The organism is Pigmentiphaga soli (genome assembly GCF_039541095.1).
GTDB classification, from domain to species: domain Bacteria; phylum Pseudomonadota; class Gammaproteobacteria; order Burkholderiales; family Burkholderiaceae_B; genus Pigmentiphaga; species Pigmentiphaga soli.
On the sequence record NZ_BAABFO010000010.1, the window covers coordinates 52,199 to 66,855 of the forward strand.

Annotated in this window: 14 protein-coding genes; 1 reads left to right on the forward strand and 13 read right to left on the reverse strand. The window is 71.3% G+C overall.

Annotated elements, in window-relative coordinates:
• Positions 1–10: 10 nt before the first annotated feature.
• Entirely contained in the window at positions 11–1,183 is a 1,173-nt protein-coding gene (locus ABD927_RS11895; protein WP_345249609.1) for an MFS transporter, read from the reverse strand.
• Positions 1,184–1,295: 112 nt separating this feature from the next.
• Here ABD927_RS11895 and ABD927_RS11900 point away from each other — a divergent pair, with 112 nt between their 5' ends.
• Positions 1,296–1,592, forward strand: coding sequence for an acylphosphatase (locus ABD927_RS11900; RefSeq protein ID WP_345249610.1), 297 nt, complete (start codon positions 1,296–1,298; stop codon positions 1,590–1,592).
• 13 nt (positions 1,593–1,605) lie between these two features.
• Here the strand turns inward: ABD927_RS11900 and ABD927_RS11905 are convergent, their stop codons facing one another.
• From ABD927_RS11905 to ABD927_RS11960, 12 genes are all read right to left on the reverse strand, one after another.
• The gene (locus ABD927_RS11905; protein ID WP_345249612.1) at positions 1,606–2,412 is read right to left on the reverse strand and encodes an SDR family NAD(P)-dependent oxidoreductase; all 807 of its coding nucleotides are present in this window, start codon (positions 2,410–2,412) and stop codon (positions 1,606–1,608) included.
• Between the two features lie 61 nt (positions 2,413–2,473).
• Positions 2,474–3,052: a nuclear transport factor 2 family protein gene (locus ABD927_RS11910; protein WP_345249614.1), complete on the reverse strand. Its 579-nt coding sequence runs from the start codon at positions 3,050–3,052 to the stop codon at positions 2,474–2,476.
• A gap of 73 nt (positions 3,053–3,125) precedes the next feature.
• Positions 3,126–4,169: an NAD(P)H-quinone oxidoreductase gene (locus ABD927_RS11915; RefSeq protein ID WP_345249616.1), complete on the reverse strand. Its 1,044-nt coding sequence runs from the start codon at positions 4,167–4,169 to the stop codon at positions 3,126–3,128.
• Positions 4,166–5,131, reverse strand: a complete 966-nt coding sequence (locus ABD927_RS11920; RefSeq protein ID WP_345249618.1) for a tripartite tricarboxylate transporter substrate binding protein — start codon at positions 5,129–5,131, stop codon at positions 4,166–4,168. Before ABD927_RS11920 ends, ABD927_RS11915 begins: the two co-directional genes overlap by 4 nt.
• A 47-nt stretch (positions 5,132–5,178) precedes the next feature.
• Positions 5,179–5,985, reverse strand: coding sequence for an SDR family NAD(P)-dependent oxidoreductase (locus ABD927_RS11925; protein ID WP_345249620.1), 807 nt, complete (start codon positions 5,983–5,985; stop codon positions 5,179–5,181).
• 38 nt (positions 5,986–6,023) lie between these two features.
• On the reverse strand, positions 6,024–7,067 hold the full coding sequence (locus ABD927_RS11930) for a tripartite tricarboxylate transporter substrate binding protein (RefSeq protein WP_345249622.1): 1,044 nt from the start codon (positions 7,065–7,067) through the stop codon (positions 6,024–6,026).
• Positions 7,068–7,138: 71 nt separating this feature from the next.
• Positions 7,139–8,581, reverse strand: a complete 1,443-nt coding sequence (locus ABD927_RS11935) for an MmgE/PrpD family protein (RefSeq protein ID WP_345249624.1) — start codon at positions 8,579–8,581, stop codon at positions 7,139–7,141.
• A gap of 85 nt (positions 8,582–8,666) precedes the next feature.
• Entirely contained in the window at positions 8,667–10,073 is a 1,407-nt protein-coding gene (locus tag ABD927_RS11940) for an FAD-dependent oxidoreductase (protein WP_345249626.1), read from the reverse strand.
• 15 nt (positions 10,074–10,088) lie between these two features.
• Positions 10,089–11,720, reverse strand: a complete 1,632-nt coding sequence (locus ABD927_RS11945; RefSeq protein ID WP_345249628.1) for an FAD-dependent monooxygenase — start codon at positions 11,718–11,720, stop codon at positions 10,089–10,091.
• 73 nt (positions 11,721–11,793) lie between these two features.
• On the reverse strand, positions 11,794–13,209 hold the full coding sequence (locus ABD927_RS11950; RefSeq protein ID WP_345249630.1) for an FAD-dependent oxidoreductase: 1,416 nt from the start codon (positions 13,207–13,209) through the stop codon (positions 11,794–11,796).
• A gap of 5 nt (positions 13,210–13,214) precedes the next feature.
• Positions 13,215–13,469, reverse strand: a complete 255-nt coding sequence (locus tag ABD927_RS11955) for a hypothetical protein (protein WP_345249632.1) — start codon at positions 13,467–13,469, stop codon at positions 13,215–13,217.
• A gap of 18 nt (positions 13,470–13,487) precedes the next feature.
• Positions 13,488–14,531: a Bug family tripartite tricarboxylate transporter substrate binding protein gene (locus tag ABD927_RS11960; RefSeq protein ID WP_345249634.1), complete on the reverse strand. Its 1,044-nt coding sequence runs from the start codon at positions 14,529–14,531 to the stop codon at positions 13,488–13,490.
• Positions 14,532–14,657 lie beyond the last annotated feature (126 nt).

Consider the following 14,657-nt stretch of genomic DNA (forward strand, 5'->3'; position numbering starts at 1 on the left):
CGCGGCGACTTCAGGACCCGGCCGGCCGCCGCAGCCAGGCGGCCAGCCCCACCGCGCCGATCGCCAGCCCGGCGACGCCCACGCCCGTCCAGCCCGCATGCTGGTAGGCCTGGGCCGACAGCAGCGAACCGACGGCGCCGCCGCTCAGGTAGCAGGTCATGTAGCCGGCGTTGATGCGGTTGCGCGCCTCGGGGCGCAGGCGGTAGATCGCGCTCTGGTTGCTGATGTGCACCACCTGCGCGGCCAGGTCGAGCAGCAGGATGCCCGCCAGCAGCGCCGCCAGCGAATCGCGGGCCAGCAGCATCGGCAGCCACGAGGCCGTCAGCACGGCCAGGCCGACCAGCGTCGCCAGGTTGCCGTGGCCGCGGTCGGCCAGCCGCCCCACCCTGGACGCCGCCAGCGCGCCCGCCGCGCCGGCCAGGCCGAACAGGCCGATGGTGACGTCGGAATAGTTGTACGGCGGCCCCGCCAGCAGGAACGCGATCGACGTCCACAGCAGGCTGAAATTGGCGAAGATGACCGCGCCCAGCAGCGCGCGCAGCCGCAGCACCGGTTCCTGCGCGAGCAGCGTGACGATCGAGCGCAGCAGCTGCGGATAGCTCAGCCCGCTGGCCTCGGGCGAATGGCGCGGCAGCGCGCGCCGCAGCACGAAGGCCAGGATCACCATCGAGGCCGCGGCGAACCAGTACACGGCGCGCCAGCTGCCGGTCTCGGCCAGCGCGCCCGATACCGTGCGCGCCAGCAGGATACCCAGCAACAGGCCGCTCATTACCGTGCCGACCACGCGGCCGCGCTCTTCGGGCGCGGCCAGCGTGGCGGCGAACGGCACCAGCACCTGCGCCACCACCGAGAACATGCCCGCCATCGCCACGCTCGCCAGCAGCGTTCCCAGGCCGGTCGACAGCGCCGCGCCCAGCAGGCCGGCCGCGCACACCAGCGTCATCAGGAAAATCATGCCGCGCCGCTCGAGCATGTCGCCCAGCGGCAGCAGGAATACGAGGCCTACCGTATAGCCCACCTGCGCCACGGTCACCACCAGCCCGACCGCGCCGAACGACAGGCCCAGATCTTGCGCAATGGTGTGCAGCAGCGGCTGCGCGTAGTAGTTGCTTGCAACGGAGATGCCGGTGGCGGCCGCCATCAGCCACACCAGGCCGGGCCGCAGGGAAGAAGTCGATGCCATGAAAAGGATTGCCGTGAAACCTGCAAACCCTCGATTATCCGCCCAACGCCTTGCCGCTGCCATCGCGATGGCCGGACGATAAAATCAGCGCGACGTTTTTCCGGATCGCTCCATGCAGACACTTCCTCCCGATACCCCGCTCGAAACCGTGTCCGTGCGCGTTACCGGCCGGGTGCAAGGCGTCGGCTACCGCCTGTCGGCGGTCCGCCGCGCGCACCTGATCGGCGTGCGCGGCTGGGTCCGCAACAACGACGACGGCTCGGTCGAGGCCATGATCCAGGGCACGCCGGACCAGGTCGACCAGATGCTCGAATGGATGCGGCAGGGGCCGCCGAAGGCGCGCGTGGACGATCTCGTGTCGCAGCGGGAATTCATCGACCGGCGCTTCGGCAGCTTCGAGCAGCGCTGAACGCCGCGCGGCGTCAGGCCATGAAAATGCCGCCGTTGACGTCGAGCACGGTGCCCGTCACGAAGCCCGCCGCGTCGGAAGCCAGGTAGGCCACGGCCGCCGCGATTTCGTCGGTCGTGCCCAGCCGCTGCACCGGGGTCGCGCGCGCCGCGCGTTCCAGCACCTCGGGCCGCGAGGTGCGGGCCAGCGGCGTTTCGATCTGGCCCGGCGCCACGCAGTTGGCGGTGATGCCGTGCGCGGCGAAGTCGCCGGCGATCTTGCGCGTCATGCCGATCAGCGCCGCCTTCGATGCCGAATAGTGCGTGCCGGCGCGGTCGGACCAGGCGCGGCCGGCGCGCGAGGCCACGTTGACGATGCGCCCCCAGCCGCGCGCCTTCATCGGGCCGACCGCGTGGCGGCACAGCAGGAAGGGCGCCGTCACGTTGACGCGGAACACGGCCTCCCATTCGTCGGCGTCGATGTCTTCCAGGGCCGGCACCATGCCGTTGCGCTTCGGATGCACGCCGGCATTGTTGACCAGGATGTCGCAGTGGCCGAATTGCGCCGCCGTGCCGGCTGCCACGCCGGGCAGCCCGGCAAGATCGGCCAGGTCAACCACCACTGCCAGCGCCTTGGCGCCCCCGGCCGCGAGCGAGGCGGCGGCGTCGCGCACCGCTTCGCTGCGGTCCAGCAATACCACCGCGTGGCCCGCTTCGGCCAGCCACCGCGCCGACGCCAGCCCGATGCCGCTCGCCGCGCCCGTCACCCATGCCACGCGCTGCGTGTCCGCCGGTTGCTTGTCCGTCGGCTGCCTGTCCATCGCTTTCTTTCCGTTCTTCATCGTCGGTTTCCTTGTCCGGCGGCCGGGCGGGCCGCGGCGCCGGTTTGCCTTGCGGCCGCGCTCACAGGCCGAGTTCCGCGCGCTCCAGGTACAGCGGATCCTGCCGGTCGCGCCGTCCCACCAGCCAGCCCTCGCGCGGCCGCGGCGCGTCGGCCGGCACGTCGACGATCTGCTTCCAGTCCTGCACCAGCGTGCGGCGCGCGATGCGCCATTCGCCGTCGCGGCGCTCGAAGCGGTCCACGTAGCGCGAGCAGGTGAACAGGTCGGCGCCCAGGCCGTCCCTGCCCTGGGCGCCGCCCGAAAGCTGGGCCAGCGCGGCCTTGGCCTCGGCCGGGTAGCGCTGCACGGTGCGTACATAGGTTTCCACCAGCGCCAGGTCGGGGCCGGCGAACTCGATCAGGATGTTGCTGATCTGGTGCATCGAGAACGGGATCGCGCGGTGGCGTTCGCGGATCCATTCGACCAGGCCGTCGACGCTGCCTTCGAAGGGGCCGTGGCGGTCGATGGCGTCGGGGTGGAATACCGAGCGGATGCCGTCGAAATCGAGGCGGTCCACCGCGCGGCACCAGCGGTACATGGTGTCCTGGATCGCCATGCGGTCGGCGATGCGGGCGGGGCTGTAGGGGTCCGGGTCGTTCATGGTTGAAATCTCCTCGTTGCTTGGCGCGAATGCCGCTTCGGCCGCTGGCCGCGGCCCGGCCGCATGGCGGCCGTCACTTCGTCAGAAGAATCACCTTGCCGACGGTGCCGCCGGCCTCCAGGCAGCGATGGGCATCTGCCGCCTGTTCCAAGGGAAAGGTCCGCGCCACCACCGGCCGGATCTCGCCGCGTTCGATCAGCGGCCAGATCCGTTCGCGCAGCGCCGCCATGACGACCCCCTTCTCTTCGATGCTGCGGTGGCGCAGCGTGGCGCCGGTGATGGTCAGGCGGCGCATCATGATTTCGCGGATGTTGAAGGTGGCCTCGCCGCCGCCGTCGCCGGCCACGTAGGCCAGCCGGCCGCCGGGCGCCAGCGTGGCCAGGTTGCGCGCCGCGTAGGGGCCGCCGACCATGTCGAGCACCACGTCCACGCCGCGGCCGCCGGTATGGGCCTGGACCGCCGCGACGAAGTCCTCCTGCCGGTAATCGATGGCCCGTTCGGCGCCGAGCGCGCGGCAGGCCTCGCATTTCTCCGCGCTGCCCGCGGTGGCCAGCACGCGGGCGCCGGTTGCCCGCGCGAGCTGGATCGCCGCCACGCCGATGCCGCTCGAACCGCCGTGCACCAGCACCGTTTCGCCGGGCTGCAGGCGGGCCTGCCCGAACAGCGTGAGCCAGACGATGGCGAAGGTCTCGGGCAGCGCCGCGGCCGCGGCGAAGTCCAGCCCTTGCGGCATGGGCAGGCACTGCACCGCCGGCGCCACGCAATGGTCGGCATAGCCGCCGCCCACCAGCAGCGCGCACACGCGGTCGCCGGGCCGCCAGCCCTGCACGCCGTCGCCGCAGGCCTGCACCTGGCCGGCCACTTCCAGGCCCAGCACGTTGCCGGCGGCCGAGGGCAGGCGCGGGAAATCGCCCTCGCGCTGCTTGAGGTCGCCGCGATTGACGCCGGCGGCGTGCACGCGGATCAGCAGTTCGCCGGCGCCGGGCCGCGGGACCGGGCGCCACGCCAGCGTCAGCGCTTCCGGTCCGCCCGGGGCGGGTACCTCGATCACACGGCCGGTGGCCGATGCCTGCGGCGCGCCTGCCGCCCCGGCCGTCTTTGCGCTCGCCCCGTTCATTGCCGGAACCCGTATTCCTTGACGGCCTTGGTGTACTCGACCACGCGCTTGTGCATGTCGCGCGTCATTTCGTCGGCCGTCATCACATAGGCCGGCACGTCGCGCTGGGCCATGAACTGCGCGAACTCGGGGCTGCGCGCGGCCTTGACGAAGGCGGCTTCGAGCTTCCTGCGGATGTCGGCCGGCACGCCGGCCGGCGCCACCAGCCCCATGATCCACGGGAAGTCGAAGTCCACGCCGGATTCCTTGAAGGTGGGCGTATCGGGCAGCCCGGCGTAGCGCTGGCCGTCGAGCACCGCCAGCGCGCGCAGGCGCTTGTTGTTGATGTCGGACATGTAGTTCGACGTGACCGTGAACTGCACCTCGCCCGACAGCAGCGCCATCAGCTGCTGCGCCGAGCCCTGGTACGGGATCTGGTTGAAGGTCACGCCCTTGGCCTTGCTGAGCGCCTTGATGCCGAAGCCGCCGGCGTCGGCCACGCCGAAGGTGGCGTAGGCGATCGCGCCGGGATGGGCGCGGGCGTCGGCCACCAGCTGCTCCAGCGTGCGGTACTTCGAATCGGCGCGCACCAGCAGGGCCTGCGACGGGCCGGCGTAGTTCATGATGTAGGCCACGTCCTTGAGCGGGTCGAAGGGCACGTCGGTGGTCAGCGGCGCGATCAGCACGGAACTGGTCGACACGGTGGCCAGCGTGTAGCCGTCGGCCGGACTCTTGATCATCTGGCTGATGGCGATGGTGCCCTGCGCGCCCGGCTTGTTCTCGACCACGACGGGCTGGCCCAGGTCCTGCCTGACCATCTCGGCCAGCTTGCGGATGCCCAGGTCGGTGATGCCGCCCGGCACCGTGCCCACGATCACGCGCAGCGCATGGGCGGGGAAATCGGCGGCGCCGGCCGGCGGGCCGGCCAGGGCGACGAATGCCGCCAGCGCGGCGGCGATGAAGGAACGGCGAACGGCATGCATGGCGGGTCTCCTGTGTGGCTCTGTGGTGTCTTGCCTGGCGGCCGGCGCTACGACGCGGTCAGCACCTTGCCGCCGCATACGGAAATGACCTGCCCGGTTACGTACGACGACAGGTCGCTGGCCAGGAATTCGAGCGGGCCGGCCATGTCTTCGACGGTGCCCAGGCGGCGCAGCGGGATCTTCGGCAGGTCGCCGTCGTTGACGATGTTGCGTTCCTTGGCCTGGCTGACCACGCGCGCGGTAGCGGTCGATCCCGGCGCGATGCAGTTGACGCGGATGCCGTCCGGGCCGACTTCGGCCGCCAGGAAGCGCGTGAACTGGATCACGCCCGTCTTGGCCATGCCGTAGTGGGCCAGCAGGCCGCCGCGGTGCGCCGCGTCGATGCCCAGGGTCGAGGCCACGTTGACGATGCTGCCGCCGCCGCCCGCGCGCATGGCCGGCACCGCCGCCTGGCTGCAGTGGATGGTGGTCATCAGGTTGACGTCGAACATGCGGCGGAAGTCTTCCTCGTTCATTTCGGAAGCGCGGCTGGTGGCGATCGGCGCCACCGCGCCGCCGGCGTTGTTGACCAGGATGTCGACGCGGCCGAAGGCCTCGAGCGCGCGGTCGATCAGCGCCTGCGCGTCGGCTCGCCGGCTGAGGTCGCCCTCGACGCCGATGCTGCGGCGGCCGAGCGCGATGATCTCGTCGGGCACCGAGGCCGCGGTCAGGGCCTCGCCGAATTTCGCGGCGCCGTCCAGGTCCACGTCGGCCACCACCACGTCGCAGCCCAGCCGCGCCAGCCGCAGCGCGAACCCGCGGCCGATGCCGCGCCCGGCGCCGGTCACCACCGCGACCTTGCCCTGTAGTCTCATTTCGGTCTCCATGTCGTCTTGGGGGATGGGCTGCCCGGTCAGGCGCGCCCGGTGTCGATTGCCGCCGGCTGTCCGGGCGGCTTCGCGGCCGGCGCGACCCGGGCATGCCGCGCCGGCGCGGCGCTGGTCTTCAGGCCGAAGTCCTGCGCGATCTTGCGGTACTGGGGAATCTTGGCGGCAAGGTCGGCCCGCATCTGCGCGCCGTCCAGCACGTAGCGCGGCACGACCAGGCCGTCCAGGTAGGCGCCGAAGGCGGGACTGCGCGCAGCCTGCAGGAAGGTCGATTCCAGCGTGCGGCGGATCGGCTCCGGCGTGCCGGCCGCCATCGCGAAACCGGTGATCCACGGAAATTCCCAGCCCACGCCCAGTTCGGAAAAGGTCGGCACGTCGGGCATCGCCGGCAGCCGGTCCTTGTCGAGCAGGGCCAGCACGCGCAGCTTGCCGGCCTTGACCATCTCCGCGTAGTTGGAGGTGGGCGTGAACGCCACTTCGCCGGAAACGGCGGCCATCATGCTCTGGCTCGCGCCCTGGTAGGGAATGTGGTTGAACTTCACGTTCTTGGCCTGGCTCAGCGCCATCACCCCGAAGTGCGCGGCGTCGGCCACGCCCACCGTGCCGTAGGTGACTTCGCCCGGCCGGCGGCGGGCGTCGGCGATCAGGTCGTCGAAGGTCCGGTACGGCGAATCGGCCATCACCACCAGCGCGTGCGAGGGGCCGGCGTAGTTCAGCAGATAGGCCAGGTCGCGCAGCGGATCGAACGGCGCGTCGTTCAACAGCGGACCGATCAGCACGACGCTGGTGGTCACCGCCACGACCGTGTAGCCGTCGGCCGGCGGGCGGATCGCCTGGGCGGTGCCGACCAGTCCGTTGGCACCGGGCCGGTTCTCCACGACGAAGGGCTGGCCCAGCGTTTCGCTGGCCATCTGCGCCAGCCGGCGGGCGCTGACGTCGGTCAGGCCGCCGGGCGGGAACGGCACCACGATCCGCACCGGGCGGGACGGGAAGCGGTCCGCGGCGCGCACGGCGGCGGGCAGCGCGGCGGCGGCCAATGGCAGGCCGAGAAAGCGGCGGCGATCGATCACGGGTGTCTCCTTTATTTTGCTCGTGGCTCGGTGGGGCGGCGCGAAGGCGCTGTGCGGGCCGGGCCCGCGCCTCACCCCTCCAGGCTCAGCGCGGCCGTCAATTCGCGCACGTCGTCCAGTTCGTCCACCGCCAGCACCGTTTCCACCATGCGGTCGATGCGCTGCTCCCAGCGGTCGGACAGCGGCGCCAGCGTCTTGGCCAGGCGGCGGAACTTGGCGATCACGTCGGCCTGGCCGTAGCGCGGCGCGCCTTCCCACGAATCGCCCAGCGCGTAGTCGCCGGTGGCCTCGAACACCTTGCCGCGGGCGTGCACGATGGCGTGCGACGGCACTTTCAGCTCGCCCTGTTCCAGGCCCCAGGCGCGCGGGTCGTAGCCGCGCTCGTCGTCGCCCAGGCCGACCTTGGCGCGCATCGCGCGCGCCGCCTCGCCATGCAGGCTGTCGTCGGCGAACCACTGCGGGCCGGCCGGCACGCCCAGCGCCACCATCGCCGCCGCATGCGCGAAGCTGAACGAGGCCGCCACCAGATTGGGCGGATCGTCGCTGGCGCCGAAGCGGGGATAGGGAATCATCGGGAAGGAACGCAGTTCGACCTTCCCGATCTCGTCGGCGGCCAGGCCGTGTTCGCGCACGATGTGGTCGAACGCGGTCAGCGCGTAGTGGATCCAGCGGCAGCAGGGCCAGAACTTGATGGAGGTTTCGGGCAGGTACCAGCGGCTGCCGGCGTCGCGCAGCAAGGCGGCCGGATCGAGCAGCACGCCCTGGAACACCTGCGCATAGCTGTCGGTATCGAAAATGTCGCGGATGCCGCGCAGGCCCTCGCGCGCATGCCACGCGGCCATCAGGCCGCCCTGCGCGTTCCAGCCGGTGTCGGCGTACTTCAGCGTGCCCAGGTCGGGATCGCGGCCCCATTGCCGCGACCAGTCGCGCCCCACCATGTACTGGGCGCACATGCCGAAGGCGTCGGCCAGTTCGCCGGCGCTGGCGCCGAGCAGGCGCGAGGCGGCGGCGCAGGCCGCGTGCACGCCCTGGCCGGGCCCTACCAGCCCGGTCCAGCCGCGCGTGCGGCCGCGGTCGTCGACGGTCACGCGCGGGCTCAGGAAATTGCCCAGCCGCACGCCCGCCTCGAAGCCCATCGTGAAGGCCATCAGCACGTCGCAGCCGCTGCGGCGTCCTTCCTCGCCCAGCGCCAGCGCGGCGCCCAGCGCGGCCTGCGCGTGGTGGCCCTGCACCTTGTAGCACTCGTCCATGTCGAGCACGTTGCCCAGCCGGCCGTTGGCCCAGGCTGCGGTCGCCACCGGCGCCTTGTGGCCGGTGCCCAGCACCGTGGCCGGGCCGCTGCCCGACTGGTGCGCGATGCGGCGCACCGCCAGCCCCGGCGTGGTGCCGAGCGCGCCCAGCGCGCAGCCCAGCGTGTCCAGCATCAGCAGCTTGGCCGAATGCCGCACGGCGGCGGGCAGGTCGGCGTAAGAAGCCGACAGCGCGAAGTCGGCGAATTGCCTGGTGACGCTCATGAGTCCTCCTTCGATGGTGGAACGGCGTGGTGCCGGGGCCGTGCGAACGACGGCGAGGCGGCCGACATGGAACGCCGCATCGCCGTCAGGCCGCCGCCACGCCGGCGCGCCGCAGCGCATGGCGGGCCGCCAGGCGGCCGAAGATGCAGCCCTTGGCCAGCGACGATCCGCTCATATAGGTTTCGCCGTGGAAGCCGCCCATCACCTCGCCGGTGGCGTACAGCCCCTCGATCGGCCTGTCGAACACGTCGAGCACGCGGGCGTCGGTATCGGTGTGCAGCCCGCAATAGGTGGAGGTCAGCCCGGTGGTGCAGGCCAGCCCGTAGAACGGCCCGCGCTCGATCCGGGTCGGCTTGCCGTAGCCGGTGCTGAGCGAAGTGCGCCCCATCTCGTCGGGCTCGCGGCCGTCGCAGGCGGCGTTGTAGCGTTCGACGGTGGCCAGCAGCCCGTCGGGATCGATGCCGAGCGCGGCGGCCAGGTCGCGCAGCGAACCGGCCTGCCGCAGCAGGCCGGTGTCCAGCGCGGCGCGGTAATCGGCCACGGTCGGCAGCGGCGAGGACTGGTCCATCACCTGCTGATCGAAAATCTGGAAGGCCAGCGCGTCAGGCTGCTGCAGGCAGCGGTCGCCGATGGCCTTGTACGAAACCGATTCGTCGATGAAGCGCCGCCCGGCCGCGTTGACCACGATGGCGCCGCGGTACATGGCCGAGATCAGGCGCGGCGCCTGCTCTTCCATGCCGGGCGTGGGCGCGGCCACGGGCGCGCCGAACGAACCCTTCACATAGCCCAGGTCGATCAGGTCGGCGCCCAGCGCCCAGGCCATGCGCAGCCCGTCGCCGGTATTGCCGTAGCCGCCCATCGGGCGCGCGGCGCGCAGATGCGGCACGAAGCGCTCGACCAGGTCGGCCGCGCGCGAGAAGCCGCCGGTGGCGATCGCCACGCCGCCGGCGGCGCGGACCGTTTCGCCGGAAGCCAGCGCCACGCCCACCACGCGGCGCTCCTCGCCCTCGCCTTCGGTCAGCAGCCGTTGCACCGCGGCGCCGCTGCGGTAGGCCACGCCGGCGCGCAGCACGTTGTCGTGCAGCGTTTCCAGCACCAGCACGGGGTCGATGCTGTGGTTGCGAGGCACCGACTGGCTGCCGCTCAGCGAGACCTTCTCGAAGCGCAGGCCCAGCGCCTCCAGCCATTTGTACGCCTCGTACTGGTGCTGCGCGTAGGCATGGACCAGCGCGGCGTCGTTGCGGTGCTTGCCGGCCGCCATCAGGTCTTGCTCCAGCAGTTCGGCCGAGTCCTCGATGCCGAGCTTCTTCTGGATGTCGGTGCCGGCGAAGGCGAAGGCGCCGCCGCACATGCGGGTGCTGCCGCCGTAGCGCTCGGTCTTCTCCAGCAGCAGCACGCGGCCTCCCTGGCGCGCGCCTTCCAGCGCCGTGCAATGGCCGGCCATGCCGGCGCCCACCACGATGAGGTCGAAATCCGTCGATCGATCTTGCATGTCATGCTCCATGAGTCATCGGCCGCAGATGGTGTTCAGCAGCCATTGCGCGTCACCCGGCAGCGCATCGCCGCGCCACGCGACGTGGCCGTCGGGGCGCACCAGCACATAGGGCTTCTCGTAGGCGGCCAGCACTTCGGGTTGGCCGATGGGCGCCACGCGCAGCGGCACCCCCAGCCGCTCGGCCGCCTGCGCCAGCGGCCCGGCGGCGGCCGCGCGGTCGGCCCGCGCCACCAGCACGAAGCCGCGCCCGAACAGGTCCAGCGTCGAGCGGCCGTCGGCCAGCCATGCGTGCGGCGCGCGCGCGCCGGGGCGGGTGCTCGGCACGTAGCGCACGGCTTCTTCGTATTCGGCCCGGACCTGCGCCTCGTCTTCCGGTTCGGCATAGACGCATACCGGGGACTCCACGTAGCGGTTGCCCAGGTGCATGTTCTTGGAGAACCACTCGCGCCGCAGGCCGGCCTTCAACGCCTGCCCGACGCGCTCGCGCGCCTGGCGGCCGGCTTCGCTGTCCTCGAAGATCTGGGCGGTGTGCGGCACGCGCTGCATGATGCGCAGGTTGCCGGTGGAAAAGCGCGTGATGCGCAGCGCGACCGGCCGCCGCTCCAGTTCGTACGATTCGAGCAGCCGCGGGCCGCCCCAGCCCTCCAGGCAGGCCGCCAGCTTCCACGACAGGTCGACCGCGTCGCCGATGCCGGTGTTCATCCCCAGCCCGCCGGTGGGCGAGGTCAGGTGGCAGGCGTCGCCCGCGATGAATACCCGGCCTTCGCCGTAGCGTTCTGCCACCTGCTCGACCCGGGTCCAGCGCAGGATGCTGAGGATCTCCAGGCCGAACGGCCGGCCCATCGCGCGGTAGGCGAAGGCCTTCAGCTCGTCTTCGCTATAGACGGGGTTGTCCTGGTCGTTGCCGATGATCGACATGCGCCACTGGTCGTTGCCGTTGATGGCGACGATGGTGGCCCACACGCCGTGCGCGCCGACGAACATGTAGCGGTAGCCGGGCTTCTTGTCGTGCAGGCTGTTGAAATTCGGGCAGCGGAAGATCACGTTGGTGGTGTGGGTCAGCAGCCCCTCGCCGTGCATCGCGATGCCGAGCTGCTGGCGCACCGCGCTGCGGCCGCCGTCGCAGCCCACCAGGAAACGCGAACGCACCTCGAACTCGCGGCCCGATTCCAGATCGGCGAGCGTGGAAGCGACGCCGTCGGCGTCCTGCCGGAACGACAGCAGCCGGTGGCGGTAGCGCAGTTCCACGCCCGGCTGCGAACGGGCGAATTTCTGCAGCACCGGGTCGAACATGTTCTGCGGGCAGCGCTCGCGCTTCTGCGGGCTGTCGGGCGGCGGCACGTCGTCGCGCATCGACGGCAGCGGCTCGCGCTCCAGCTCGTAGCCGTCGAGCGCGGTCAGGTAGACGTTGTCCTGCGGGTAGTCGCGCTTGTAGGCGCTCGATTCCACGTCGCCCACGATGCCCCAGCGGCGGCAGAACTCCATCGTGCGGATGCCGACCCCGTCCATCTTGGCCTGCAGGATCGAGCCGTCGCCCTGCTCGGCCAGCACGCAGCGCCGCCCCCGCCAGCCCAGGTCGCCGGCCAGCGCCAGCCCCACCGGGCCGCCGCCGACCACCAGTACATCGGTATCCAGTTCTGCCATTTGCCGCCTTTTCCTCGCGTGTTCGCGCCCTTCGGTTCGCGCGCCATTCATTGGGTGTTCGTATCGCGCCCGGTCATGCCGGCGCGCGCTGGGCGGCCTGCGCGATGTGTTCGCCGGCGCGCAGGCCGGTGGTCGCCGCCTTGGCCAGCCCGCCCACGTAGCCGATGCTGTCGCCGCCCTCCAGCCCGCCGCTGGCGCCGCCCGCCGCGTACAGGCCGGGAAAGGGCCGGCCGTCGGCCGTCATCGCGCGCGACCATTCGTCGATCGCGATGCCGCCCATCGTGTAGGTGATGCCGGCGCACACCGGCACGCCGTAGAACGGCGCGGTGCGGATCGGCAGCGGCTTGTAGGCGTGCGTGCTGCGCGGCGGCACCAGCGCGTCGAAGGCGCCCTGTTCGACCGCGCGGTTGTAGGCGTCGACCGTGGCGGCCAGCGCCGGCGCCGGCAGGCCCAGGCGCCCGGCCAGCTGCTCCACGCTGTCGGCCCGCACGATCAGGCCGCCGCACTGCTCCATGTTCGGATTGGGCGGCAGGAAGCGCGACTTGCCGGGGCCGTCCCACAAAGGCTGGTCGAAGATCACGGCGGCCGTCAGCGGATCGGCCAGCGCGGCCACCCGGTTGGCCAGGTAGACGCCGCCGCGGCCTTCGTCGGCAAAGCGGCGCGCCTGCGCGTCGACCACGATGGCCGAGGTGGCCACGTTGTCCATCCACGGCAGCGGCCACAGGCGGGAATCCGTCAACGCATTGCGGTTCTGCAGGTGGCCGTAGAAGCCGATCAAATTCGACAGCCGCGCGCCGGCCGCCCGCGCCATCCGCAGGCCATCGCCCAGGCCCGAGCCGGCGTTGCGCTGGAGCACTTTTTCCGGCGCCGGCGAGATATTGGCCCGCACCAGCTCGGCATCGCACTGGAAGCCGCCATCGGCGATCACCACCGCCGCCGCGCGCACCCCGAAGGCGCCGCCCTCGGCCCGTTGCCCGGCCAGCCCCACGCAGCGGCCAGCCTCCATCTTCAGTTCGAGCGCGCGATGCCCGCGCAGCAGCCTGCCGCCCTGCCGCGCCAGCGCATCGCCCAGCGTGCGCAGTAGCACGTCGCCGCCGCGGCCGCGCCAGTCCGAGCCCACGCGCTGCAGCGACGGCGGCGACAGCACGAAGTTGTGGTGCGGCTCGGCGCCGCCCTTGATGAAGCGGATGCCCTGGCCTTGCAGCCACTTGACCGCGCGCCGCGCGTCGGTGGCCACCGCCCGCGCCAAACCCGGATGGGCGGCGCCGTCGGTCACGCGCAGGATGGCCTGCTCCAGCTCGGCGGCGTCGGACTGGATGTCGCGCAGGCATACGTGGAAGGCGCCGCCGGTCAGCCGCGAATTGCACAGGTAGTCAGGCTCGGGCGCGCGCTCCAGCACCGTCACGCGCAGTCCGGACTGGGCGGCGCGCAGCGCGGCGGTCAGGCCGGCCAGCCCGCCGCCGACCACGCACACATCGGTCTCGATCATTCGTATTACCTCGGCATCAGGGTGTCTGCCACCAGCTCGACCACTTCGACCGCCACCTTCAACGCGAAGTACGCGGCGGCGCCCAGCAGGACGGCGATGGGATAGAGTTCGGCGAAGCCCGTGCGCCAGCCCAGCCAGCAGCCGAGCAGCACGGCGGCAATGCCGCCGGCGGGCGGTATCCGCCGCTTGCGCGCGAGCAGGGCGCGGATCACCGGATAAGGAGCTGGGCCGTCGCCCGGCTGCGAAGCGTCTTCGTACATGGAGGCGTCCGTCCGTGGTCAGTCCATCGTGATGTGGGCTTCGGCCACGAACTTCTTCCATGACGCCAGGTCGGCGCGCATGGTCCTGGCCAGATAGTCCACCGACGTATCTTCGGCCGGGTCCATGCCCACCGTCTTCATCTTCTCGCGCATCTCGGGCGAGTGGACGACGGCGGCGATTTCCTTGTTGAGGCGGTCGACGATCGGCTTGGGCGTGCCGGCCGGCGCGGCGATGCTGTACCAGGAGCGGATCACGAAATTCGGCACGCCGGCCTCGGCCATGGTCGGAATGTCCGGCGCCGCGCCCAGCCGCGTGGGGCCGGTCACCGCCAGCGGGCGCAGCTTGCCGGCCTGGATGAAGGGCAGCGCCGAGGTGTCGCTGAACACGAAATCCACCTGGCCGCCCATCAGGTCCGTCAATGCCGGCCCGATGCCCTTGTACGGCACGTGGACCACCGGCGCGCCGGTCTCCAGCCGCAGCATCTCGCCCGACAGGTGCGGCGTGGCGCCGTTGCCTGACGAACCGTAGTTGACCTTGCCCGGGTTCGCCTTGGCGGCGGCGATAAGGTCCTTCACCGATTTCACCGGGCTCGACGCGTTGACCACCAGGATGTTCGACGAGGTGCACACCATCGCCACCGGGGCGAAGTCCTTCAGCGGGTCGTACTGCAGCTTGGGGTACAGGTTGGGATTGATCGCCATCGTGCTGTTGACCGCCATGAACAGCGTGTAGCCGTCGGGCGGCGCCTTGGCCACCAGGCCGGCGCCGATGCCGCCGTTGGCGCCGGGGCGGTAGTCCACCACCACGCGCTGGCCCAGGCGCGCCGTCAGGCTTTCGCTCATCAGATTGCCGAAGGTGGTGCCCAGGCCGCCTGGCGCGTACGGCACGATCAGGACGATGGGCTTGTCGGGATAGGCGCTTCGTGATGTGCCCTCCTGTCGCTGGGCGACATCCTCCCCGGGGGAGGACGCGCGCCCTTCGGGCGGCCGTGCGGGCGCGCTCGTCGCAGGCGCCGAAACCAGCAGCGCCAGGGTGGCCAGCGCGGCGATCGATTTGTTCATGCTGTCTCCTCGAACTTGGCGTCGTTCGTGGATCGGTATGATGATAAAAAGGTCAGACCAATACTACTAGGGTTAACCCATGATCGTCGGGTCGCTGCCGGCGGTGGCTTTCCGCCCCAGCAAAAA